This is a genomic window from Ligilactobacillus acidipiscis, from assembly GCF_900116935.1.
Lineage (GTDB): Bacteria > Bacillota > Bacilli > Lactobacillales > Lactobacillaceae > Ligilactobacillus > Ligilactobacillus acidipiscis.
The window spans coordinates 2011588-2035783 of record NZ_LT630287.1 but is presented as its reverse complement, the minus strand read 5'-3'; the positions used below and the strand labels follow the sequence as shown (position 1 = coordinate 2035783).

Genomic DNA, 24196 nt, shown 5'->3' with positions numbered 1-24196 from the left:
ATGGCATATTCAAACATACAATTAGATGCGTTAAAAGAAGTTATGAATATTGGCGGCGGCAAAGCAGCTACAACAATATCGCAAATGGTTGGTAGTGTGATCAGGATGCGTGTTCCAGAAGTCAATATCTTAAGTTATGACGAGCTTTACCAGCAAGTCATGGCCGATGACCAAGAAGTTTATGCCGTCTTGAGCAGCATCCATGGTGACTTAAAGGGTGCGATGCTATTTGTTATTACGGACCCGGCCGCTGAAGAGATCTCAAGTTTGATGATGGGAACAGATCAAGGTGTGACCGAAGAAATTAAGGTTTCTGCAGTTAGTGAATTGACCAACATTGTTTCAAGTTCATTTTTAACATCGATTGGCGGGATGCTGGAAAAGAAATTAAAACCAGAAGTTCCGGTAAGTTCGTTTGATATGTTTGGTGCCGTGATCAGTAGTGCATATATGGAATTTGAACAGTTTGGTGATGAGATCATGGTGATTAGAAATGAATTTACTTATGATTCTAATTACCTGGAAGCTTCACTATACTTCATCCCAGAGTTGGGTGTAATTGACAAAATGATAAAATCACTTGGAGTTTGAGAGGAGAATGTCGCGTGGCAAATAAAGTTTTGATCGTTGATGACGCTGTTTTTATGAGAATGAAATTAAAGGATATTTTAGAAAAGAACGGCTATGAGGTCGCTGGAGAAGCACAAAATGGGCAGGAAGCCTTCGACCTTTATCAATCTGAGAAACCGGACTTGGTAACAATGGATATTACCATGCCGGATGTGGATGGGATTCAGGCCGTGAAAATGATCAAGGAATTTGATAGCAATGCAAAAGTTGTGATGTGCAGTGCGATGGGCCAACAAGGAATGGTCATGGATGCTATCAGAGCTGGAGCAGTCGATTTTATCGTCAAACCTTTTGATACTGATCGGGTGATCAAAGCCTTAGATAAGGCATTGTCTTAATTAAAGTTCTATTGACTGAATTTAATTAAGAAAGGGAGTGTGTTTTTATGCAGATGATTTTGTTTAAAATGAATCAGCAACATTATTTGATAGCCGCAGGAACTGTAGAAGAAGTTGTTGATACGGTTCAAATTACCAAAGTCCCGCTTGCTCCGCTTTGGGTCAAGGGCTTGATAAATTTGCGAGGCACAGTGTTGACGGTGATCAGCTTGGCACAGTTAGTAGGACTGCCGGAATCAAAAACAAACCGAAATATTATGATAATGAAAAAAGATGATGAACGTCGTGGATTATTGATCGATGAAGTGATCGAAGTTGTGGATGTTGATCCTGATGATATTCAACTAAGTGAAGATCAAGCCGCCCTTTATTTTACCGGTGTGGTAGATTTGGGTGAACAAACGATTGCTGATGTGATCGACGTTAATGATAAGATTTTTTAATTGTGGAATGAACTAATAAGCGAGAGGAAGTGTCTTTGTGGATCAGGTGTTATCACAGCAGGAAATCGATTCACTTTTAAATGCCTATGATTCGGGTGAATTAGACGAAGAAGTGATCGATGAAGAACAAAATGACGAATCACAAGCGAAGCCATACGATTTTAGAAGACCGACACGGCTATCTAAAGAATATATAAATACTTTACACATGATTTTTGAAGACTTCGCTAAGATGAGCGGCAATGTTCTTTCAAATATCTTGCGGACTAACTTGGATATGCAATTAGCATCGATCGAGCAGATCAGTTATGACGAATTCATTCATTCAATCCCACGTGTGACTTTGATTGGAATGTTTAAAGCAGCTCCACTTAAAGGATCACACATGATCGAAATCAATCCCCAACTATGTATGACTTTAGTCGAATTGTTGTGTGGCGGTGCTGATTTGGAGAGTAACCGAAAAAATCAACCGCCTTTGGACAAAAATGGTTTTACAGATATCGAATTAAGTTTATTGGATGAAGTTATGAGTGAATTCTCTAAAATTTTGCAATCGGTTTGGAAAGAAGTCCTAACACTTGATGTTGAGCTTGAATCTCTAGAAACAAATCCACAATTACTACAGTCCTTATCACCTAATGAACCAGTCGTATTAGCTACTTTCACAGTACAGCTTTTCGGAGTTTCAACATTTATTAACTTGTGTATTCCTTATGTTTCATTCGAAGGTATCCTAGATAAATTGAGTTTGCATAATTGGTTTGACTCAAGCCAGGAATTAAGTGAAGATGACCAAAGCGAATTAAAACACGGGTTAAACGCAATAGATCTGCCAATGGAAGTCGCTTTGGGCAACACCCAAATGGACTTGGCTGATTTCTTGAAATTAGAACCAGGCGATGTCATCAAACTGGACTCTAAAATCTCCAGTCCGTTAGATACGTACATTGAAGACCGACCGTTTTACTGGGTCAAACCAGGGAAAAAGAATGGACAATTCGCAATTGAGTTATTGAGCAAGATCGAGGGGGAAGAAGAATGACGGAGAGTTTAACACAAGAACAAATAGATGCTTTGATGAATGGCAGTGATACTCAAGAAGCTGCGCAATCAGATGATGAAGAATTATTGGAGGGGTTAGATCGCCAAGGGGTCAAAGACCTGATCGGTGAAGTTGGTAATATTTCCATGTCACAGGCAGCAACAACTCTGTCATCAATTCTGACTCATCGTGTGGCAATTACGACACCACGTGTTAAAAAAATCCATTTTGGTGAATTACTCGACCAGATCCATGCACCCAAGGTCGCTACGACCGTTGAATTTCGTGAAGGTTTGGCAGGAACTAACTTAATGTTGCTAGAGGTCAGTGATGCAACGGTTATTGCTGATCTGATGATGGGCGGCGATGGAAAGTCAGCTTCAGAAGAATTTACTGAAGTCGAGCTAAGTGCTGTGAGTGAAGCAATGAACCAAATGATTGGTTCAGCTTCAACGTCCATGGCCACTATGATCAACCAAAAAGTTGATATTCTTCCACCTAAGGTGCACTTGTGGGAAAATCCTGACGATGTGGATGAAAACTCTTTAGACCGCGGAGAAGAAATCTACTGTATTTCATTTAAATTGGATGTAGAAGGATTGATCGAAAGTGAAATTATGCAGATCTTTTCTTTGGAAATGGTCAGAGATATTGTGAAAGCAATGATGTCTGACAAAGCAACCGTTGTTAAACGTGATGTGGAGAAACCAGCAGTTGAGAAAGCCAAGACTATTAGTAAACCACAACCAACTCCGCAGCAAGTTAATATCCCGCAAAAGCCAAGCAATGAACATCCACAAAGAAAGGCGCAGGTCACTAACGTGGAAATTTCTAAACCTGAATTTGAAGAATTGTCGAGTCACCAAGAAATCAGCGGCGATAACTTAGATTTGATTTTAGATATTCCATTAAACCTAAATGTCGTCTTGGGACGGGCTAAAAAGACTGTTCGAGATATTTTAAACTTTAATACGGGTTCAGTTATCGAACTTGATAAATTAACAGACGAACCTTTGGAGATCATGTTGAATGGGAAATTGATCGCGACTGGGGAAGTTGTTGTGATCAATGAAAACTTTGGTGTGCGGATCAATAAGATCATTTCTCAAAAACAAAGGATCAATAAAATAAATTAAGTTAAAAAAAGTTGAACCTTTAGGTTTAACTTTTTTTATTTTGGCCGATAACTGTATTTGTAAAGTCAAAAAGGAAAAAGGAGGCATTCACATGAAAATTAATCGAGATATTTCTTCAATCAATTCACAAATGATCCAAAACTATTATCACAATCAAGCCTCAAAAACAACGAAAAAGGGTGCACCACAACAGTCTAATGTTAACTTATCAGATACTGCTCAAAGATTAGTAAACAACGCTAAAAATCGTGATATAGACGCTGATGTGGATGCAGCTAAGGTCGACAAAATCAAACAGCAGTTGGCAAACGGAACATATAAGGTCTCACCAGAAAAGATTGCTGATCAGATGTTCCAGGAAATGAAACAAGAAGGAAATAAAGATGAATGAAAGGGCATTTCAGGCTAAGCTTAAATTATTTATCAAAATACTAAAACGTGAACAAAAGTTTTTAGTTCTTGATGACGGAGAATCGCTAAATGGAATTGTTCCGCAAAAGGAAGATTTCTTACTGATTTTTGATAAGTATACTGGTGAAATTGGCGACAAAACAAAGATGCTGATTCAAGAGATCCAGGAGTTGCAAGAAACCAATTTATTGTTGACCCAACAAGCCTTGGCTTACCAGAAAAAAATGATGGATACGATCCAACACAGCTTGGAAAAACAGGAAAATACGTATGTTGATAAGCATAGGACTCAAAGTCAACCTAAGCGAGAAGATATTCCTGCGGCAATCGTAGATCAGTCATTTTAGGTTGTAGAAGGGGTGCGTGAACCAAAAGTTCGATAGTGCTCACTTTCTCCCGTCTCACTCTACCTTGTTATTAGTTAGGTTACGAAATGCAAAAGCTTGCGCTTAACTAACTTCAACAACAAGTCGCTAAATGCACGACTTATTGTTAAAGTCCGTTAATGCTCGGCTTCTAACCGCATTTCTTCACCTTGTTATTCTTAGTCAGGTTGCGTGAACCAAAAGTCTGTGCCTATCCAACTTTGACAACAAGTCGCAAACCACGACTTATTGTCAAAGTCCGATAGTGCTCAACTTTTATGCGGTTCACTTCACCTTGTTATTCTTTAGGAGGACTTTCATGTCAGGTTTATTTGGTACTTTGAATACTGCTCGCAGTGGGTTAGATGCTAACCAAATCGGCTTGCAGACTAGCAGTCATAATATTGCTAATACTAATACCGAAGGTTACTCGCGCCAGCGTGTTGATTTATCAACGAAGATCCCTTATGCAAAAGCAGGAGTGGGTTTGATCGGTAGCGGTGTTCAAGCTGACGGTATCTCACGGATCGTTGATGACTTTGTACGTTCACAGGTTCGAGATTCTAATTCAGATTACAATTTTAACGTCCAAAAGTCAGATGTTTTGGCTTTATTAGAAAATGCATTACATGAGCCGTCAGACGATGGACTCATTACACAATTGAATAATTTTGCTGACAGCTTACAAAAGTTAGCCGACAATCCTGAGTTAGATACGGCTAAAACTAATAGTGTTCAAATGGGTGTTGCTTTAGCTTCTTATATCCAGCAAACTGCGCGGCAAGTTTCACAAGTTTCTACTGATACACGTTCTTCTCTGGCGAAAACTGTTCTAGATTTTAATGAAAAGGCGGAACAACTCGCTAATTTGAATCAACAGTTGTATGACAGTCATTTAAGTGATGAACAGCCCAATGATTTGTTAGATCAGCGCGATAGTTTGTTAAAGGATATGTCTGCTGAAAGTAATTTAACAGTCTCGTTTGACAAATATGGCCGTGCTTCACTTAGTATCGGTGACCATGCCGTGGTTGACAGTGAAAAAGGAGTACAGACTAAGTTAAATGTTGTTGTCAGTAATTCTAACGGCGAAGCTCAGATTTTGCCGAGTGGTGATGAAACACAACCGAAGCAAACGATCGATGGAGATTTCACGGTCGGAGAGGTCGTTTTTGAAACAGCGAACGGTTCAGAGAAGTACAGCAAGTTAGCAGTCAAGTCTGGTTCGATCGGCGGTTTGCAAGAATCATTGGCTGAAGTGGAAAGCCATCGAGCTGAATTAAATGATTTTGCCAAAGGCGTTGTAGAAATCGAAAATATCGTTTATTCTGATGGGCAAACTCCAGATAGCGGCTTTTTTGAAATCACTGATCCAAGTGATCCGGCTTTAAGTATTAAGATCAACGATGATTTAGTCGCAGATCCAGGCAAAATGAAAGTCGGTACTGGTGATGATCCGGCCGAAGGAGATAATGGCCGTGCTTTAGCGATGGCTAAGGCGCTTAAGAGTAAGCTTGATTATCCGGTTGATACGGCGAAATTGTTGGAAAATTATAATAAGGGTACTTTGACCTTCAATAATTCTCAAGATGGTTTAACGATTCCAGGTGCCTATAACAGTATCGTGACAAAAAATGGGATATCTAAACAAAAAGCAGACAATATGGCATCTGCTCAATTATCAGCGTTGAACCAACTGGAATACAAAGACCAAGCAGCTTCTGGTGTTAATTTGAATGAAGAAATGTCAGATGTGATCAGATTTCAACAGGGGTTTCAGGCTAATGCCAAATTATTAAATGTCGTTTCAGAAATGTTGGATACTTTGATCAATAGAACGGGGGTTTAATCAATGAGAGTTTCCAGTAAAATGGAATATTCTGATTTCTTGAAGAATTTACAGATCAGTACTAACAAGGTTCAAAAGACAATGAATCAACTGTCTAGTTTGAAAGAAGTCAATAAGGCTTCTAATAATCCTTTGTTAGTCGCAAAGATCTTAGATCTGAATGTTTCGATTTCACAAAACAAAACGTATGGCCAAACAATTTCTGATTCCAAGCTCTGGTCGCAAACGCAAGACTCAGCTTTAGATAATGTTTCGACCTTGATGCTTTACATTAGAAATTTGATCGAGTCGTCGGCCAATAGCGGAACAGCTACACCTGCGGTTTACAATGCGAACCGTAAAGAAATCTCGCAGTCGATCTCAGGGATAGTTGATGCTTTGAATACCAACTATGATGGCAGGTATATCTTTGGGGGGACAAAGACACAAGAACCGCCATTTGCTGTTGTGACAGACGAGGGGGAAGCTGTCAGCTTAGAATACAGAGGCAACGTGGATAATTTACAGCGTGAGATTTCCGATGGCGTTAACATAGATTTAGCTACAGACGGGTCACGTTTGATGCACGCCGATGGTTCGTCTGGCATTGATAAAGATAGCAAGTCTGAACTGACCGAATTCTTTAGCGGTTTGATCGATACTTTGAAATCGGGGGATCCAGATAGAAAGTTATCCAGTGAATATTTGTCAGGGATCGATAAATTTACTGAAAACTTTACTGACTATAGATCTAAGATCGGTTCGATCGAAAATCGTTTAAGTTCAGCATCAGCTCGAAATAAATCTGAGAAAAATACTTTAGCGGAAACTTTATCTAATAAACAAGATGTTGATGTTGCAGAGAAGTATATGGGATATCAAAATCAAATGATTGCATATCGTTCGACCTTGGCTATGGGGACTAAGGTCATGCAAACTTCGATATTAGATTATCTGCGTTAAAGTTATGTTTTGTTTTAGTGGGGCTAAAGGGGTAAAAGAGCAGTAATTGCTCGTTAATTTGATGACTTCAGTGCAAGCAAAAGCAAATACTGGCAAACATATTATTTAGGGGTTGTTTGCTCTAGTGGTTTTGTGAACGATAGTCATGAGATCCTTAGGGGGTCAAATTAGATAGTTAGGGAAAGATGGGGAAAGAAAATGGCAAGTAAGAAAAAAGTTGCTAAAAAGAGTATTCAGAAGTATATTTTACCGTTACTCTTATTGATAGCATTGGTACCGGCAATTATAATGAATTTGATCTCATACGGGAATACACGTCAGCAATTGATCGAGAAAAATGACCGTTTAAAAGTGACGGCTGTAAATGTTTTGCAACGGCAACAAGTTGACATGCGGCAAGATGTTACTGGACAAATTGCTAGTTTGGAAAAAAGACCAGAGTTGACCAATAATGTCAACTTAAAAGACGCTAACAGAACTTTGAAAATTGCCAATGGCGACGCTCAGGGAACGATCACAAACTTGATGTATGTCAATACTGATGGTACATATGCCTATTCAAATTTTGCGATGCCTAAAGATATGAATATTTTAGATCAAGATTGGTATCAAAAAGCACCTACAGGGCATGCATATTGGTCGATTCCATATGAGGATCCGGCTAATCATTCGTATAGTGCAAGTGTTTCCCAGAAAATCATAGATAAGCAGGGAAAGGCCCATGTTTTAGCAATTACTGTTTCATATTCATCAGTACAAAAATCTGTTGAATCGATGGAAATCGGAAACAATGGTCAAGCCGCCGTTTTAACTAAAGCCGGCAGGGTTTTGATCAAAAAGAACACTGGTAAAAGCAATAATACTTTTAAAGCAGGTAAAATGATCAACAAGACAGCCGTTTATAAAGCAGTGGCTGCTTCAGCGAAAAAGAAGGGGACGATCAAAGTTCCTGGAGGTTCGCAGATCAATAAGGTTACCTTTGACAAGGGCAATGGAACAACTGACAATTGGACCATCGCCCAAATGAACAATAGTGATTTGAGCGCAGGCACACATCATATGTTGATAACCTTGACAATCTCAATGTTGGCGATCATCATTTTAGCCGTGATAATATCTTACTATAGTGCAGGTTTGATCAAACGTGCTTTATTAATACTTGAGAAGTTCTTTATAGATGCTGGCCAAGGTAAGATGAGTTACGTGCCTGCAGTGGGTGAAAAAATCGAGTATTCTAAGGTAACAATAGAACGTCTAGCTCAAAAGATGACCAGAGCTGATGCGAATGGACATGAGTTTAACAGAGTAGCGGCTAGTTACAATAATATGATCGCTTCTGTCACTGTTCTGATCGGACAAACACAGCAAGAAGCCAAGAATGTTTCTGAACAAGCTGCATCATTACTTGACCTTTCGAAACAAACAACAACTGCTTCTGAAGAAATCGCACAGACGATCACTGAAATTGCTGAAGTGACAGGATCACAAGCAAAAGAAACTACTGAAAGCGTGGACAACGTTCAAAAAATCACTGCACATATTGATAATGTCAATACGAATATGGAAGAGCTTGCTAATTCATCCAAAGAAGCTTCAAAAGTTGGACAAAATAACCTGGATGTCATGGACAAGGTCAATGGTAACTGGTCAAATGAGATCAACGGAATGCAAGCTTTGATGAGTAGTGTTCAGGAAATGGATAGTGATGTACAAAACATTACTAAGATCATTAACGTTATCAATGATATTGCAAGACAGACGAACTTGCTTGCTTTGAATGCATCAATCGAAGCAGCTAGTGCAGGCGAAGCAGGAAAAGGATTCTCAGTTGTTGCAGCGGAGATCCGGAAGTTAGCTGAACAAAGTAATGATTCAACTAAAGAAATTGAGTCGATCATTGAACAGATCAGACAACAATCAACTGGTTTGGTCAAGGCAACAACAGACTCACTGGAAAGCAGTGAAAAACAGACTGGTTTGATCACAGAAGCTATCAAGTCGACAATGAACGTTTATCAGCATAATGAAGCTATGGGTGCAAATGTTCAAAAGATCCATGAGGGTACAAAAGAGATCAGTGAAACTCAAAAGATGATCTTAGATAAACTTGAAAGCATCTCAGCTTCAACACAAGAAAACGCAGCTGGAACAGAGGAAGTTTCGGCTAATTCTGAAGAAGTGCAAGCTACGATGGATGAGTTTACCCAACATGTTTCGACCTTGGAAGAAACTGCTGCTCAGTTGCAAAAACTGACGGGTCAATTTGACTTAGATAACTAAGCAGACAGCTGAGAAGCTGGCCAATTGCGAGTCCGTTATTAAATAGCAAAAAGTTAATATAAGAGAACTGCAAACAAAAAAGATCGTTCTTCTTTAAATTGAAGGACGATCTTTTTGCATGCAGTTAATTATTTTGCCAACTAATAATCAGTGCTTGTGGACCGATGAAGGAAAATATCGAAGGTGAATATAGATCAGTTACTAGTCGAAGTTGCGGCATAATTTCTTTCAGGCAAGAAACATATTTTTCCAAGACCATTGTATTGTCTGCCATGATTGCTAGTTCCGGCTTGCTTGCAGAACTGCGAAACTTATTCAATATTGCCGTTGCAATTTTTTTCGTGCGTGAACTTTTCATCAGAACTTCAAGTTCACCATTTTCGGAAAAATGCAGCAAGGTTTTATAATGCAGCATATTATTACTGAAAAGATGTGCATTATTTGAAATAGAACCGATCCGACGCAGATTTTTGAGATTTTCCATTATGACCAGCGTATGTTGTTTTTGGCGGTACTTGGTTAGTTCTGTTAAAATGTCAGCAATTTTCAATCCGTGAGTAATCAGAGTAAGTGCTCGTTCAACCAACGCACCTTCTGCAGGACCAAGAGTATGAGAATCAAAGAGATGGATCTTAAGCGGCTGTTGACAGTTCTTGGCGAAAGTAGAGAGATTTGAGCCTAAGCCACTGATCGAACTGGCAATATGTATACAAAGTATGTCAGTATAACCAGCCTGTTGAAGTTCATCAGTTACTGCAGAAATTGTTGTTAGTGGGATCTGCTCTTCTGTTACAGTGTTGAGTGTGGCTTCCCTTAGTGTTTCTAGTCCAGCAACTTCTGGCAATTCATTGGGATAATAAGTTTCTCCATCCAATGAAAGTGGGATCTGTAAGACCTTAATATTCGGTTGTGATCTGACTTTACTGCTGATCATCGCAGCACTGTCAGTTAAAATAGCGATTTTCATTAGTAATATCCATTCATTGTAAAAATTTCGCGGGTCGTGTCAAATATTTGTTAGAATAGACAGTTAGTTGATCCACGATTTTTAGCGACTAGTTACTCGGTCGTTAAAATGTCCAATAATAAAATTATAACATGCTTTTTAGGTTGATAAACGGTCGTCTTTTTTCTATACTTGAAAGTGCAGTATTAATGGAATAATTACTTGTTACATGGTGGTTCGTGACCATCCCACCTAAAAAAACTAGGAGGTTTTTAAAAATGACACGTGTTAATAATAAAGTTGCTGAGATCACCAAAACAGCTTTGATCGCTGCACTTTATGTAGTTTTAACCGTTACTTTTATACCATTGAGTTATGGCTCGATCCAATTTCGTTTGTCAGAACTGCTCAATACTATGGTGGTTTTCAACAAACGTTACATGAGGGGTGTTTGATTGCTAATTTATAGTCATCAATGGGGCCGGAATGTCATAGGCAGTCGCACTAGAATTACATCTGGTCAGTGAAGTTTTGTTTTGGATGACATATTTGACAGTCGGCATTGGTGAATTTGTTGTGGTTTTAATTGGCGACATTGTTGTGTGGCTGATCAATGAAAAAGTTGATCTAAGCCGGTAAAAGTGAGCGTGGTTTGCAAATAAAGAGGTGGCAATGATGCTGACATTCCTGTTTATATTATGCGTCCTTTTTGTGTGGAGCGTTTTGAGCTTCTTTTTCAACATCGGCTGCGGTTGCTTGTTAGGAGTCATATTTTTACTAATAATAATTGCTATTCTTTAAAATTAATCGAATAGAACTGAGGCAAAGCATTTTTGACGATAAACATGTTTTGTCTCAGTTTTTTTACGAAGTGTTAGGAAGATGAAAGCTTTTGATTACAAATGTGGCCTTCAAGCTGTCCAGACGAGGGCGGTGTGGCCACAACTTTAGTGAAACGATGAATATCCAGAGACAGACTAGAAACATGATAGATTTTCTTCAGTGTAAATTAAAAAAACATAATGTTGATCACATTACAGTTCTTTGCTTTATAGGTGGTTCACATTATTTAACTGTTACTGCTTTTGTAAACCGTCGATGGCTTGGGAGATATTATTCACAGCGTTAGTAACGTCTTGCTGAGTGGCAGCGTAAGACTTGATAACACCATTACCTCTCATGGCAGCCTAACGTAAGTTATCTAAGGAGCTCTTGGTATAAACGCCATTGGTGTAGAGATACTTATTGGCTTCTTGCAGTTTTGCTTCTAAGCTGCTTTTATCAACGTTATCTGCAGGAGTAGGTTGACTGGTTGGAGCGCCGCCGCTATTTGATGGCGCTGTTACAGTTTGACCATTGAATGTCAAACTATTGCCAGCATAAATCAGGTCAGCATTTGCGATATTATTTTGTGAAGCAAGCTGATCTGGTGTAACAGTCAGACCTTTCGTTTTCAATGCTTCAGAGATCCCCCATAGGCTGTCGCCGTATTTGATCGTATATGGGCTGGAAGTATTTGTAATATTAGCTGCGATCTCATTAGGAGTATTGGCCTTCCATGTATCAGCAGATGCTAAATTTGGAACGGCAAATAAGGCACCGGCTAAGACTGCAGTTGCACCAGCAATCTTAAGTTTATTATTTGTTGAGTGTACTTTTTTCTTGTTACGGTAATTAATACTTTCATTGTTCATCTGGTATAACCTCCATTCGAAAATCTTCGAAGATCAGTTTCCTTGTTTCAATGACTAATATTTAACCTTGAGTAACTGTCGTGTCAATGTTTCCTCCTCTTCGAGTGATTTAGTTAATCCTTGCTTTTGTTAACAATTGTATCTTAACACGGGATAACTATAAGTTAAATGTTTTGAATTCCATAAATAATAAAAAGATTTTAAGCAAACAAATGTTGATATGGCGGGAACTATGTTAGAAAGATATTTAAAATTATTATTATTAGTGTTTAAAGTGATTGGTGTAGTTAATTTCCAGGATGGAGTGTGGAAGTTATTTAGGTTAAAATAGTTAAGAAGAAACTTTAGCAAAACAGTGACAAATTTGAGCGAGCAGTTTTAGCTCGTTGATCTTAAGGAGACTAAAAAATGAAGCACATTGTGACAGGTATCGTGGCTCACGTTGACGCGGGCAAGACGACACTTTCTGAAGCCTTACTATATCAAACGGGTGAGGTCCGCCATTTTGGCAGAGTTGATGATCAAAATACCTTCTTAGATCCTGAGGAGTTGGAGAAAAAACGTGGGATCACGATTTTTTCTCACCAAGCATGTCTGACAACCAGCGATTTGGCGCTGACCTTGTTGGACACCCCAGGGCACGTCGATTTTGCAGCCCAGACGGAACAGGTTTTAAGTGTGCTCGATTATGCGGTACTTGTCATCTCTGCTAACTCAGGAATTCAGGGGTATACATTAACTTTATGGCGTCTTTTGGAACGATACCATGTGCCGGTTTTTATTTTTGTAAATAAAATGGATTCTACCCAAAAAAAGTGCCAAGATCTAGTCCAGCAATTACAAGCTAATTTATCAGCAGCCTGTCTAGATTTTGGAAATGCCATTCCAAAACTGGCAGAAAACAATCAGTTGGCAGATGATTTTTATGAGTCTGTAGCACTGAGCGATGATGAAATTTTGAATCAATTTTTGGATACCGGGCACGTCAAGCCAGCTGCGATCCGCGACTTGATCAGTCAGCGTAAAATCTTTCCATGTTATTTTGGTTCAGCCTTAAAAGTGGACAAAACGGATGAACTGTTGACTGGTTTAGAGTATTGGACACAAGAAAAGCCCATGGTCAGCGGGGACTTTGGCGCACGTATTTTTAAAGTTTCACATACTGAAAAAAAAGAACGGTTAACATGGCTGCGAGTCACCAGCGGCGCGTTACATCCTAAGGCGATCGTACTAGGCGAGCAAAAAGCCAATCAACTGCGAGTTTATAACGGAACAAAATATGAAGTTTCCAAAGAAATAAGCAGCGGGGAAGTTTGCGCGATCCCAGGTTTGAAAGAAACATATCCAGGGCAAGGTTTAGGGATAAAAGAAGATGCTGAAGCCCCGCAATTAACCCCAGTCCTTAATTATGCAGTTGATCCTAAAGGACAAGGTATTCAAGTTTGCTTGCAAGCTTTACGTGAGTTAGAAGATGAGGATCCTCAATTGCACGTCACGTGGTCAGAACAACTTCAAGAAATTCAAGTTCAGTTAATGGGAAAGATTCAACTAGAGATCTTAGCAAATTTATTAGCCGCTCGTTTTGGCTTAGAATTGGCATTTGATCAAGGAAGAATTTTGTATCAGGAAACCATCACGACACTAGTTGAAGGAGTGGGCCACTTTGAACCCTTGCGCCATTACGCTGAGGTCCATTTATTATTAGAACCGACACCACGGGGCAGTGGTCTTAGTTTTGGCAGTGATTGTTCGTTGGAAGTCTTGGCAAGTAATTGGCAACATCAAGTCCTGACAAATTTGCAGGCCAAGCAACACCTAGGGGTCCTAGCCGGCATGCCTGTGACCGATATGAAAATCACTTTGATCAGCGGCAAAGCAAGCAATGTGCATACTGTTGGCGGAGATTTTCGCCAGGCAACCTGGCGGGCTGTGCGACAAGGACTAATGGAATTGCGACAACAAGGAAAGTGTGAGTTGTTGGAGCCATGGTATCAGTTTAATTTGCAAGTCGGTACGGACCAAGTTGGGCGTGCAATGACTGATATTGAAAGAATGAGCGGTCATTTTGCAACACCTGAGCAAAGTACTAGCCAGTCAGAAACAGTGGTATTAACGGGAGAAGCGCCAGTGTCAGAAATGCAGGGGTATGCGGAAGAAGTGCGCTCCTACACCCATGGAAAAGGACAACTGGAATGTATTTTTGCTGGTTATCGTCCGTGTCACAATACTGCCGCAGTAATTGCAGAGAAGTCGTATGATCCAGTTAGTGATCTGGATAACACACCAGACTCGGTTTTTTGTGCTTATGGAGCTGGCTATCCGGTTGCGTGGAATGAAGTTCCGCAAATGGCACATGTATCTTATAGAAATTAAAAATAATTTTAAAAAAACAAAAAATTTAGCAAAATAAAAGAGTCTGCGTAAGCAACAGGCTCTTTTTCTATGAGATAAAGTAATTTTTCTGATACAAAATAAACAATGAGAAAAGTATATGTAAGTCAATTAATGTGAGGATATTTTCTCAGTTTTAACTACGATAACGTATTCATTGTTGAAATGGTTGATCTGACAGTCTTCCATTCGATAATCCGCTAAGGTTTGCGAGCAGGCATTTTCAAAAGTTTGATCAAGATCTTGACCATGAAAAACTTTAATTAATGAATCCTCCAAGATATTCACTCCTATTCTTTAAATATCAAATAGAAATATAGCATAAAGAGCGGTAAAAATCACATTGTGCATTATATGATTTAACGTAAATTTTTAGATATAATAATCATTTAAGGAATACAATCTTTTGCAATATCGTTTATTTTTTAGGAGGAAAGCAAAAACTATGCAAGATCAATTCGTTGTTTATCCTATCAAAATCAAACCGACTGGTGAAAATTCATCCAATTATCTGGTTTACTTACCGGATTTTCAAGGTTATACGCTGGGAGAAGATTATGATAATGCACTTTTTATGGCTCGTGATTATATTGGAACACGCAGCCTTTTCAATAAGTTGCCGCCAGCCATCAAGCACTTACCTTTAGTGGGTGGATCTGAAACTGCGTTATTTATTAAAGTGAATATTACTTCATTTCGTTTACAGCATGGTGTGAGGGCTAACGGACATTTATAGGTTGGGAAGAATTATTTCCAATTTACAGCGTGGAAAGGCGAGAAAAGTGGCACTATACTCGGTTCGCGCCACCTTGTTCTTAGTCAGGTTACGAAATGCAAAAGCTTGAGCTTAACTAACTTCAACAACAAGTCGCTAAAACCACGATTTCTTGTTAAAGTCCGTTAATGCTCAGCTTCTGCTCGCATTTCTCCACCTTGTTATAAAAAAAGTTACTTCTATTGGGCTTCAACTTTGCTTTTGCTGATGTCCGCTAGAAGTAACTTTTTTGCTTGTGTTTTTTATTTATTGGAATAGGTTGCGATCTCGATCAGGTTTTGGTCGTAGTCATGGATATAAATCGAAGTCATTTGACCTTCAGATCCATTGCGCTTAACTGGTCCTGCAACAATGTCGACAAAATAGCTTTTAAGATGGTTCATAATATCATCAGCCTTATCTTTGACAACGATGCACAGGTCAGTGCTGCCACTCGTTGGGGCTGATGCTTGTAATTTTACAGGCTGATCGATCTGGCGCAAGCGGATCAACTGATGGCCGCAACGAATCGTTTTTGTTCCTGCGGTACTTTGTTCCGGGAGCTCTTGCATATCAAACACTTCATGATAAAAGCGAAAAGCCTGCTCTAAATTATTGACGGGTAAAACAATATGGTCTAAACGACTAACTTTCATTTTTTGACAACTCCTATATTTCTTACAAAATCATTTCCATGATTATTATAACAATCTCAGTTGTAGATTAACATAGTTTGGAGCGGCTGCTGTCAGTTAGTTTGTGTAAGTCAAAATTAGGTGACTATAAAATTTTCACACCTGTAAGTGAGTCCTTTTACTTGACGAAACTTTTAATTTTGTTTTTACAATTAGCGAAATAAGAGGAGGCATAACAGATGGAGAATATCAAGTTAAACAATGGTGTAAAGATTCCACAATTAGGACTTGGCATGTTCCAGATCGAGGATGATAAGGTGCTCAAGCAGGCCGTTTTAGCCGCAATTAAGGCTGGTTATCGTCATTTCGATACGGCTACCTTATATCGTAATGAGCAGGCTTTAGGTGAGGCATTAGCCGAATCCGGGATAGCACGCGATGATTTGTTTGTCACATCGAAAGTCTGGAATACTGTGACAACTTATGATGGGACTAAGCAAGCTTTTGCAGACAGTTTGAAGAAATTGAACATGGATCATTTGGGCCTGTACTTGATCCACTGGCCAACAGAAGGCTACTTAGAAAAATGGCGTGCACTGGAAGATCTATATTCACAAGGCTTAGTACGTGCGATCGGAGTTTCTAACTTTGAGAAGAAAGACCTCGACACACTGTTGGCACATGCTCGAGTTAAGCCGGCAGTTGATCAGGTTGAAACACATCCTTATTATCAACGGCCAGAGTTACATGCCTTGTTGAAAGATCTAGGGATTGCTTATGAGTCTTGGAGTCCCTTGGGACGTGCTAAAAATGGCGCACTGCAAGATCCACTCTTGCAAAAAATTGGTCAGAAGCATAATAAAACGGTCGCTCAGGTCATTATTCGGTGGCATTTGCAAAAGGGTGAGATCGTGATCCCTAAATCGACCCATGAACAGCGGATCTTTGAAAACAGCAATGTTTTTGATTTCGCTTTGTCAGCTGATGAAATGAAGCAGATCGAAATTTTGGATAAGAACGAATCAATGAATTAAATTACTTGCTGGTCCAGAAGTTTTGAGGTTGCACCCTGTAGCCTTGAAAAATCAGCAAGTTCATAGATTTAAGTCACGCTGGGGTTGAAATTGAAAACAAAAAGTTACTAAAAAATGAGATGCGGAAAATCGTTTGTGATTTTCTCCATCTCATTTTCAGTATTAAAGCTATTTTTAAAATTATGTTAACAAGAGTTCAGCTTAATCCTTGTCAAATGGTCCTTGATCAAGGTAAGCATTCAGCATCCAAATTTTCTTATCGATGTCGCTCTTGAAGCCGTTGATCATATCCTGTGTTGGCTGATCATTTTCTTCATCGGTAATATCGATGGCTTTTTGGAACTGATCTCTAACATATCTGAACTGATCGACTAAACGTTGCATTAACTCTGGCAATGTGTATTGACCGTAGTCGATTTTTTCGTCAGGTAAGCCGGTGTTTTCGATAAACTCATGTGTTGTGGCAAATGGTGCACCGTTTAAGGCGATCAAACGTTCAGCAACTTGGTCCAGCTCGTCAGCAAATGCTTCGTTGAATTCATCCATCTGTGGGTGCAAATTAAAGAATTGCTTGCCCCGCATATACCAGTGAACTTGGTGAACGTTGGTTTGGATCTGTTCCAAATCAGCGACCAGTTGGTTCAGTTGTGCACGTGTCTTAGGATAATCATATTTTTGATTCATAAATAATAACTCCTCCTTAAATATTGGTGATCCTCTTACATCTTTATTATATGATTAATGTTTGCGAAATCAAGTAAATACTCTTTAAATTTTAGTGTTTTATAATATTTATAAATGAGTTCGCTAAATGTTTTAGATATAGGAGTAGATTTTTTAAATTCAAATATACAAATGATCTTTTTACGGTATTTTAAAGGAAGTTGTAGTACTAGCTGGGTGGTACTTGCGGGTCCGTATCAGTGGAATTACTTTAAATGAATACGTTATAATTAACTTGTGATGAAAAATACTTTTAACATCTTAATGGACGTAATAAAATGTAAAACTTATTTTAGTGAGACAAAGAAACTTGTTGTCAAAGGAGTGGATTTTTATGTCAGTTGATATGGATAATAAGTTGAGTCAATGGAATTTGGATTATACACAAGGAAAATTAAGCCTGACAGAACTTTTGTCACGGTTGCCTCAACACCAGCAACGCTTTTTTATGTTCGGGATCCCGACTTATAATAATTTAGGCGACCAAATGATCGGTTTCGCGCAGAAACTTTTTTTCCGGCGTAATTTTCCGCAACTACTTTATATTGAGATCACTGAACCGCAGACAGATCAAGCGATAGCTGAACTTCAAAAACAACTTCGCCCCAGCGATATGATCGGCTTTATCGGGGGAGGGAATGTTGGGAGTTATTACTTGAACCATGAACGTGCACGCCGCAAAGTTTTCAGCACTTTTATCGATAATTTGACGGTCTCATTTCCACAATCAGTCAACTTTAATGAGAATAGCCGGCAGGGGCAAAGGGAGTTAGGGTTAAGCCAGGAAGCCTATGGTAAGAATCCTAACTTGACCTTGTGTGCTCGTGAGACTCAAACGTTTCGCCGTTTTCAGCGCTATTTCGATAATAATGTTCTCTTCACGGGTGATATGGTGCTCTCGCTAGACCCCTTGCCTGGAAGAGGAAAACACGATGGCGTACTAATGATCATGCGCCACGACGATGAAAAGGTGACGGGTGATGATCCGTTGGACAAAATTACCACAGTTTTAGAGGAGTCTGATAGGTCTGTTTATCAAACTGATACAGTCGTGCCTTTTAAAGTTGAGGATGGTCAAGAAGACGACCCTAGCAGATCGACCTTGAAATTAAACGAACGCTGGCAATTATTTACGAATAAATTAGACGAGATCCGTGCCGCTAAAGTTGTGGTGACTGATCGCTTGCATGGGATGATTTTTTCAGTCATTACGCAAACCCCGGTCTTGGTGTTTGACAATAGCTATGGCAAGGCCAGCACATCTTATCATAACTGGTTCGCTGACCTAAATTATGTCAGACAGACCAACGATACCAGTCCAGAAAATGTGCTTAAAAACATTGAAGAATTAGAAAATATCAAACGAGTGGATCCATTAGAATTTGACCATAGTTATGATGCGTTGCTTAATCTGATCAACAGCCATTTGGTTGAAGAAGCTTGATATTTTCAGAGAGTTTTTAAGTTAAATCATTTGCCTAAAATTATTGATTATATTATTCTACAGTCAGATACTGAGAGGTAACTATGATATGCATCGCTCAAATAGGCTGAGGCTAGGAAAAATTTATTCCTCAACCTCAGCCTATTTTATTTTTGATTTATTGTATGCGTTTTCTTGCTATCGATTTATTCAAACGTTTGCCAAGCTAATGATCTTTATTAGCATACATGCGTTGGCCGGTTTCAGCATCGAAAAAATAAAGATCTTCTGGTGCGACTTGCAGCGTGACTTGCCGGTCATGCGGACTGCCTTTGATCTTACGTTCCAGTTGTGAAACGATGCTGCGCTCATGAGCTTCCAAATACAACAAAGTATATGCACCCATGTATTCAGCGTAATGCAACTGCGCTTTGAAGGTGAATTTTCCGTGCGGCTGTTCCTGACCTTCTTCAGCCGGCGTCAACGGGCTGGTCTTTTCAGGAACGAAGCCGACAAATATTTCCTGGGTTTCTTTTGGGATCAGCTCTTTTGCAATCAAAGCGGAAAGATCATAACTTGTTTCGCCGACCTTGAAGTGTGCCTCAGGATCAAGAAAACCGCGGAAAATGTTCATGCTGGGAGAGCCGATGAACCTGGCTACGAAAATATGATGCGGATCATCGTAAAGGTCGGCGGGCGACCCGGATTGCATGATGATCCCGTCGCGCATCACGATGATCTTATCCGCTAGGGCCATCGCCTCGGCTTGGTCATGGGTGACATATAAAGTTACTGTTCCAAGTTGCCGGTGTAAGTCGATAATATCTTGGCGAGTCTTAACTCTTAGCTTAGCATCCAGGTTTGACAGCGGTTCGTCCATTAAAAAGATCTCTGGGTCACGGACCATCGCCCGACCTAAGGCGACCCGCTGACGTTGCCCCCCTGAAAGCTGAGCCGGTTTTTGTTCAAGATAATCTGTCAATTGCAATTTGTCAGCTGCTTGTTCAACTTTTTCTTGGATCGTCTCCTTATCTTGCCTGGCGATCTTGAGGTTGTAAGCCATATTTTTAAAAACTGTCATGTGCGGGTATAAGGCATAATCCTGAAAAACCATTGCCACATTGCGCTTTCTCGGATCGATCGTGTCGAAACGCTGGTCATCGACCATGACTTGTCCTTTGGTGATCTCTTCTAAACCGGCAAAACAGCGCAGCAAAGTAGACTTACCGCAACCTGAAGGACCGACAACAGCAACAAACTGTTTATCTTCGATACTTAAATTAATATCTTTTAACGTATAATCCGACTGATTTTCATATTGTTTATATAAGTGTTTGATCTCGATTTTTGCCATCATTGGTGTCCACCTTTCAAATTATGGGCTTTACTGATCCATTAGAAATGAGTGAGACTTTGCTGGACTACTGAAAAGACTATTTCTTTTTGAGAGTTATGTGCCAAGATACAACAAGGAGGGCTGACCTATGCGAAAGTTGAAATGCTTACTAGTTTTATTACTAGTTATTGTAACACCATTTTTGTTATCTGCCTGCAAATCTGCTGAGTCTCCCAACTCAACACAAGATAAAAAAGTAACTATTAACTTTTTTAACCAAAAACCAGAGATCACGACGCAGTACCAAAAGTTGATCAAAATGTATGAAAAGAAACATCCAAATGTTTCTGTCCAGTTAACAACTTCTGGGCAAGGCGGTGGTGCAGCTGCTTTGCAATCTAAGTTCTCTTCAGGAGAAGCACCCGATATTATCATGCTGGGCGGTTTGCCTGAAATCGACCGCTACAAGGAGCACTTATTGACTTTAAAGGACATGTCAGCCACTAAGAATACCTTACCGCGTTTGATTTCAGGCGGAATGACTGAAAAACATCGCTTGGTAGGGATTCCCGTTGACTTGGAGGCCTATGGGTGGGTCATTAACAAGGAGGTTTTTCAAAAAGCAGGGATCGATCCAAATCGGATCCATAATTACGCAGAGTTTGTCAGTGCTGTCCAAAAAATCGATGCTCAAAAAGACAAGTTAAGACTACAGGGTGTTTTCGGTTTTAACGGCGCAGACACCAATTCGATTACCTCGATGTCAGCCCAGCTCACATCTGACTATTATAAAAATGATCAAGTCAAAGCCTTTGACAGCAAGAAATTCCCGTGGACTAAAGAGGAACGAATGAAACAGTATTTGCAGCTAGTCAAGCAATATAGTGTTAAACCGATCTTATCTGTTAAGTACGATGAGTCGATCCAAGATTTGCTGTTTAACGGTAAAGTGGCCATGATCCCGCAAGGTAATTGGGTCATCCCGACTTTAGACGGATTGCAAAAAGGCTGGGTCCAACAAAAAATGGGGATGCTGCCCTATTATGTCAAAGACGATGGTTCCGATGAACTGTTGACTGGGTCGTCGTGGTATTTGGGGTTGACCAAGGACCACCCCAGCCATGAGAAAGCAGCCAAAGATTTTATCAATTGGATGTACAATTCTAAGGAAGCGCAAGACGTGATCATCAACGAAATGCGTTTTGTTCCCGCCACGAAAGATTTTGACATCAAACGTTTGTCAGACGATGTTTCTAAAGAGATCTATGAAGTCGGGATTTCCAAGGATGCGGTTACACCGATCCACAAGCAATATCCGAATGGTTTTGCCAATGAAGTGATCGGGCCGATAGTTCAACGGTATTTGGTCGGAAAAACTACCTGGGAGAATTTAAAGAAAGTTATTTCAAACCAGTATAAACAGCTGAAAACAGTACAAAGCGGTCAGTAGGTGTTAGAAGTTGGAATGTGATGCAAACTTCGGTGAAGTAAGTGTTACAAGTTGGGATGTGATGCAAACTTCGGTGAAGTAAGTGTTACAAGTTGGGATGTGATGCAAACTCTGGTGAAGTAAGTGTTACAAGTTGGAATGTAACGCAAACTCCGGCAAAGTAAGTGTTACAAGTTGGAATGTAACGCAAACTCCGGCAAAGTAAGTGTTAGAAGTGAGAATGTGATGCAAACTCCGGCGAAGTAAGTGTTTGAAGTTGGAATGTAATGCAAACTTCGGTGAAGTAAGTGTTAGAAGTTGGGATGTGACGCAAACTTCGGTGAAGTAAGTGTTAGAAGTGAGAATGTGATGCAAACTCCGGCGAAGTAAGCGTCACAAATGAAATTGTAACGCAAACTTTCGCAAAGTAAGTGTCAGACTTAACGGTGAGGAGAGTGAGCTTATGCTAAAAAGACATCAATACTACGGCTTTATCATTCCGGCACTGGTGTTTATCATTGGAATCATTATTATTCCCTTTATTTACGGAGTTTTTGATTCCTTTACCAATTCCAATGGTATCAGTCGCCAGTTTATCGGCTTAAAAAATTATGAGCTATTATTTCACGATTATAATTTTTTGCAAAGCTTTTGGCTAACCGTCAAATTTTCGGCCGTTTCAGTCATCCTGATCAATCTGGTCGGTCTGATCTTTGCCTTGATCGTGACGCATAAAGACAACTGGTTCAATAATACTTTGAAGACGGTCTTTTTTGTACCTAATTTGATTGGGGGAGTATTGTTAGGTTTCATCTGGCAGTTTATTTTTACTAACGCGTTTAAAGCCCTGGCTGTCAACTTGAGTCTAAGTTGGCTCAATGGCTGGTTAAGTGACGAAACGACCGGCTTTTGGGGAATGGTGATTTTGTTTACTTGGCAAATGAGCGGATATATTATGCTGGTATACATCTCATTTTTAAACGCCATCCCGAAAAATTCGATCGAGGCCTCAACGTTGGACGGAGCCAGTGAATTACAGACTTTCTTCAATGTCAAACTGCCACAGCTGGCACCAGCCTTTACGATCAGCTTATTTTTGACCTTAGCCAATTCCTTCAAGATGTACGAACAAAACTTAGCGCTGACAAATGGTGGACCGTATCGCTCGACTGAAATGATCTCAATGTATATTTACAACACCGCGTTTGTCAATTTCCAGCAAGGTTATGCACAAGCAGCGGGGATAATTTTGTTTATTGTAGTTGCGGTAGTTTCTTTCGTACAATTGTATTTTAGCCGGAAGGGGGAGCGACAATGAAAAAAGCAGCTAAAAATAAAAAGACACAAAGTTTGATATACGGCTGTTTGGCAGCATTAGTCGGCTTGGTTTGGGTCTATCCGTTTGTGATCGTGGTCGTCAATTCACTGAAAACGAAGCGGGGGATCTTTAGCAATCCGCTGTGGTTTACGCATGACTTTACTGTGGATAACTTTAAGACGGCTTATCAGGCATTAGACTTTACGCACAGTTTTGTCAATTCGGTGTTGATAACTGTCGGCAGTGTCGTAGTTATTACGGCAATCTCGGCGGCTGCGGCTTATGCGTTGACCAGACACCAAGTCCGAATGAGTTCTGTTGTGTATTACTTATGTGCAGCAACAATGTTGATTCCTTTCCAGTCGATCATGATCCTCCTTAGTGTCGATGTTTGGCGCGCTTAACTTTTTGAATCGGACAGCACTGGTCTTGATGAATACTGGTTTGTCGGTCTCACTATCGATTATTTTGTATTACGGAGCTTTTCAGGGTGTTCCAAAATCGATGGATGAAGCAGCTACTCTCGATGGGGCGCCTGCGTTTCGAACCTTTGCTGACGTGATCTTGCCCGCAGTTAATCCGATGACAGGGACGGTTATTATCTTGAATGCGATGAAATTGTGGAATGATTACCTATTGCCATCTTTGGTTGTGAATAAAAATGGAATGTACACGCTTCCGCTCAAGATGTACATGTTTTTCGGAGAAACCAATAGTGAGTGGGAGTTAGCGTTGGCCGGACTTGTATTGTCGATGGTCCCGATCATTATCTTGTTTTTGTTATTGCAAAAGCAGATCATGAGTTCCGTGACTGAAGGTGCTATTAAATAAGCAAGATATTTTGCGGTTGTTTGTAAGTGTGAATGGTTAAAGCTGTTAGAAAAAGACAAGTTTAGCACCACGAATTAAATTGTGGATAAAAGTGTGACTTAGTTGTTAGTGCAAGAATTATCCACAGGCAGAAAACATTGTTTGAATAAATTTAGTTCAAAAAAATAGGAAGTAGAAAACCGTTTGTGATTTCTACTTCCTATTTTAAGAATTATGCTATTTCAAATAGTACAGAACCGCTCT

The 24196-nt window shown here is 39.8% G+C and carries 25 protein-coding genes and 1 riboswitch; of the genes, 19 read left to right on the top strand and 6 right to left on the bottom strand.

All coding sequences use genetic code 11. The features are described 5' to 3' along the window. From BQ5903_RS09510 to BQ5903_RS09465, 10 genes are all read left to right on the top strand, one after another. Complete coding sequence (locus BQ5903_RS09510; RefSeq protein ID WP_079579408.1) at nucleotides 1–591, top strand: chemotaxis protein CheC; 591 nt, start codon at nucleotides 1–3, stop codon at nucleotides 589–591. Nucleotides 592–605: 14 nt separating this feature from the next. After that, nucleotides 606–968, top strand: a complete 363-nt coding sequence (locus tag BQ5903_RS09505) for a response regulator (protein ID WP_010498213.1) — start codon at nucleotides 606–608, stop codon at nucleotides 966–968. Nucleotides 969–1015: 47 nt separating this feature from the next. Beyond that, on the top strand, nucleotides 1016–1411 hold the full coding sequence (locus tag BQ5903_RS09500) for a chemotaxis protein CheW (RefSeq protein ID WP_010498215.1): 396 nt from the start codon (nucleotides 1016–1018) through the stop codon (nucleotides 1409–1411). Nucleotides 1412–1448: 37 nt separating this feature from the next. Beyond that, nucleotides 1449–2456, top strand: a complete 1008-nt coding sequence (gene fliM, locus BQ5903_RS09495; RefSeq protein WP_010498216.1) for a flagellar motor switch protein FliM — start codon at nucleotides 1449–1451, stop codon at nucleotides 2454–2456. Continuing rightward, complete coding sequence (gene fliY, locus BQ5903_RS09490; protein ID WP_010498218.1) at nucleotides 2453–3592, top strand: flagellar motor switch phosphatase FliY; 1140 nt, start codon at nucleotides 2453–2455, stop codon at nucleotides 3590–3592. Before fliM ends, fliY begins: the two co-directional genes overlap by 4 nt. Nucleotides 3593–3683: 91 nt before the next feature. Then, the gene (gene flgM / locus BQ5903_RS09485; RefSeq protein WP_079579407.1) at nucleotides 3684–3983 is read left to right on the top strand and encodes a flagellar biosynthesis anti-sigma factor FlgM; all 300 of its coding nucleotides are present in this window, start codon (nucleotides 3684–3686) and stop codon (nucleotides 3981–3983) included. Then, on the top strand, nucleotides 3976–4350 hold the full coding sequence (locus BQ5903_RS09480; protein WP_010498221.1) for a hypothetical protein: 375 nt from the start codon (nucleotides 3976–3978) through the stop codon (nucleotides 4348–4350). The genes flgM and BQ5903_RS09480 overlap by 8 nt, the downstream gene beginning before the upstream one ends. A gap of 337 nt (nucleotides 4351–4687) precedes the next feature. Further along, nucleotides 4688–6217 (top strand): flagellar hook-associated protein FlgK, encoded by a 1530-nt coding sequence (flgK, locus tag BQ5903_RS09475; RefSeq protein WP_079579406.1) that lies wholly within the window; start codon nucleotides 4688–4690, stop codon nucleotides 6215–6217. A gap of 3 nt (nucleotides 6218–6220) precedes the next feature. Then, nucleotides 6221–7159: a flagellin N-terminal helical domain-containing protein gene (locus BQ5903_RS09470; RefSeq protein WP_079579405.1), complete on the top strand. Its 939-nt coding sequence runs from the start codon at nucleotides 6221–6223 to the stop codon at nucleotides 7157–7159. A gap of 198 nt (nucleotides 7160–7357) precedes the next feature. After that, the gene (locus BQ5903_RS09465; protein WP_079579404.1) at nucleotides 7358–9439 is read left to right on the top strand and encodes a methyl-accepting chemotaxis protein; all 2082 of its coding nucleotides are present in this window, start codon (nucleotides 7358–7360) and stop codon (nucleotides 9437–9439) included. Between the two features lie 124 nt (nucleotides 9440–9563). Here the strand turns inward: BQ5903_RS09465 and BQ5903_RS09460 are convergent, their stop codons facing one another. Then, nucleotides 9564–10406 (bottom strand): DegV family protein, encoded by an 843-nt coding sequence (locus tag BQ5903_RS09460; RefSeq protein ID WP_079579403.1) that lies wholly within the window; start codon nucleotides 10404–10406, stop codon nucleotides 9564–9566. Between the two features lie 205 nt (nucleotides 10407–10611). Then, nucleotides 10612–10656, top strand: a riboswitch (PreQ1 riboswitch). A 7-nt stretch (nucleotides 10657–10663) separates the two neighbouring features. Between BQ5903_RS09460 and BQ5903_RS12295 the strand changes: the two genes are divergently transcribed. Next, on the top strand, nucleotides 10664–10840 hold the full coding sequence (locus BQ5903_RS12295) for a QueT transporter family protein (protein WP_010498233.1): 177 nt from the start codon (nucleotides 10664–10666) through the stop codon (nucleotides 10838–10840). Nucleotides 10841–11572: 732 nt separating this feature from the next. Here the strand turns inward: BQ5903_RS12295 and BQ5903_RS09450 are convergent. Then, the gene (locus BQ5903_RS09450; RefSeq protein ID WP_010498234.1) at nucleotides 11573–12079 is read right to left on the bottom strand and encodes a LysM peptidoglycan-binding domain-containing protein; all 507 of its coding nucleotides are present in this window, start codon (nucleotides 12077–12079) and stop codon (nucleotides 11573–11575) included. 408 nt (nucleotides 12080–12487) lie between these two features. On the opposite strand from BQ5903_RS09450, the gene BQ5903_RS09445 reads away from it, so the two are divergent. Next, a complete protein-coding gene (locus BQ5903_RS09445) occupies nucleotides 12488–14452 on the top strand; it encodes an elongation factor G (RefSeq protein ID WP_079579402.1) in 1965 nt (654 codons plus the stop codon). A gap of 129 nt (nucleotides 14453–14581) precedes the next feature. Here the strand turns inward: BQ5903_RS09445 and BQ5903_RS09440 are convergent, their stop codons facing one another. Beyond that, nucleotides 14582–14749: a hypothetical protein gene (locus tag BQ5903_RS09440; protein WP_154022034.1), complete on the bottom strand. Its 168-nt coding sequence runs from the start codon at nucleotides 14747–14749 to the stop codon at nucleotides 14582–14584. A 166-nt stretch (nucleotides 14750–14915) separates the two neighbouring features. Here BQ5903_RS09440 and BQ5903_RS09435 point away from each other — a divergent pair, with 166 nt between their 5' ends. Next, nucleotides 14916–15206: a hypothetical protein gene (locus tag BQ5903_RS09435; protein ID WP_010498238.1), complete on the top strand. Its 291-nt coding sequence runs from the start codon at nucleotides 14916–14918 to the stop codon at nucleotides 15204–15206. 281 nt (nucleotides 15207–15487) lie between these two features. Here the strand turns inward: BQ5903_RS09435 and BQ5903_RS09430 are convergent, their stop codons facing one another. Further along, nucleotides 15488–15880: a VOC family protein gene (locus BQ5903_RS09430; RefSeq protein WP_010498240.1), complete on the bottom strand. Its 393-nt coding sequence runs from the start codon at nucleotides 15878–15880 to the stop codon at nucleotides 15488–15490. Nucleotides 15881–16098: 218 nt separating this feature from the next. Between BQ5903_RS09430 and BQ5903_RS09425 the strand changes: the two genes are divergently transcribed. Continuing rightward, nucleotides 16099–16893: an aldo/keto reductase gene (locus BQ5903_RS09425; RefSeq protein ID WP_079579401.1), complete on the top strand. Its 795-nt coding sequence runs from the start codon at nucleotides 16099–16101 to the stop codon at nucleotides 16891–16893. Nucleotides 16894–17094: 201 nt separating this feature from the next. On the opposite strand, the gene BQ5903_RS09420 is transcribed toward BQ5903_RS09425, so the two are convergent. Next, nucleotides 17095–17577, bottom strand: a complete 483-nt coding sequence (locus BQ5903_RS09420) for a Dps family protein (protein WP_010498243.1) — start codon at nucleotides 17575–17577, stop codon at nucleotides 17095–17097. Between the two features lie 373 nt (nucleotides 17578–17950). On the opposite strand from BQ5903_RS09420, the gene BQ5903_RS09415 reads away from it, so the two are divergent. Then, nucleotides 17951–19060: a polysaccharide pyruvyl transferase family protein gene (locus BQ5903_RS09415; RefSeq protein ID WP_010498245.1), complete on the top strand. Its 1110-nt coding sequence runs from the start codon at nucleotides 17951–17953 to the stop codon at nucleotides 19058–19060. Nucleotides 19061–19265: 205 nt separating this feature from the next. On the opposite strand, the gene BQ5903_RS09410 is transcribed toward BQ5903_RS09415, so the two are convergent. Next, a complete protein-coding gene (locus BQ5903_RS09410) occupies nucleotides 19266–20396 on the bottom strand; it encodes an ABC transporter ATP-binding protein (protein WP_231920843.1) in 1131 nt (376 codons plus the stop codon). Between the two features lie 127 nt (nucleotides 20397–20523). Between BQ5903_RS09410 and BQ5903_RS09405 the strand changes: the two genes are divergently transcribed. From BQ5903_RS09405 to BQ5903_RS12570, 4 genes are all read left to right on the top strand, one after another. Beyond that, nucleotides 20524–21825 (top strand): ABC transporter substrate-binding protein, encoded by a 1302-nt coding sequence (locus BQ5903_RS09405; protein ID WP_079579400.1) that lies wholly within the window; start codon nucleotides 20524–20526, stop codon nucleotides 21823–21825. 442 nt (nucleotides 21826–22267) lie between these two features. Beyond that, nucleotides 22268–23122 (top strand): carbohydrate ABC transporter permease, encoded by an 855-nt coding sequence (locus BQ5903_RS09400; RefSeq protein ID WP_010498275.1) that lies wholly within the window; start codon nucleotides 22268–22270, stop codon nucleotides 23120–23122. Next, nucleotides 23119–23526 carry an ABC transporter permease family protein gene (locus BQ5903_RS12575; RefSeq protein WP_231920842.1) on the top strand — a complete coding sequence of 136 codons (408 nt, stop codon included), beginning with the start codon at nucleotides 23119–23121 and terminating at the stop codon, nucleotides 23524–23526. The genes BQ5903_RS09400 and BQ5903_RS12575 overlap by 4 nt, the downstream gene beginning before the upstream one ends. A 4-nt stretch (nucleotides 23527–23530) precedes the next feature. Further along, nucleotides 23531–23953: a carbohydrate ABC transporter permease gene (locus BQ5903_RS12570; RefSeq protein ID WP_231920841.1), complete on the top strand. Its 423-nt coding sequence runs from the start codon at nucleotides 23531–23533 to the stop codon at nucleotides 23951–23953. The last annotated feature ends 243 nt before the right edge of the window (nucleotides 23954–24196 follow it).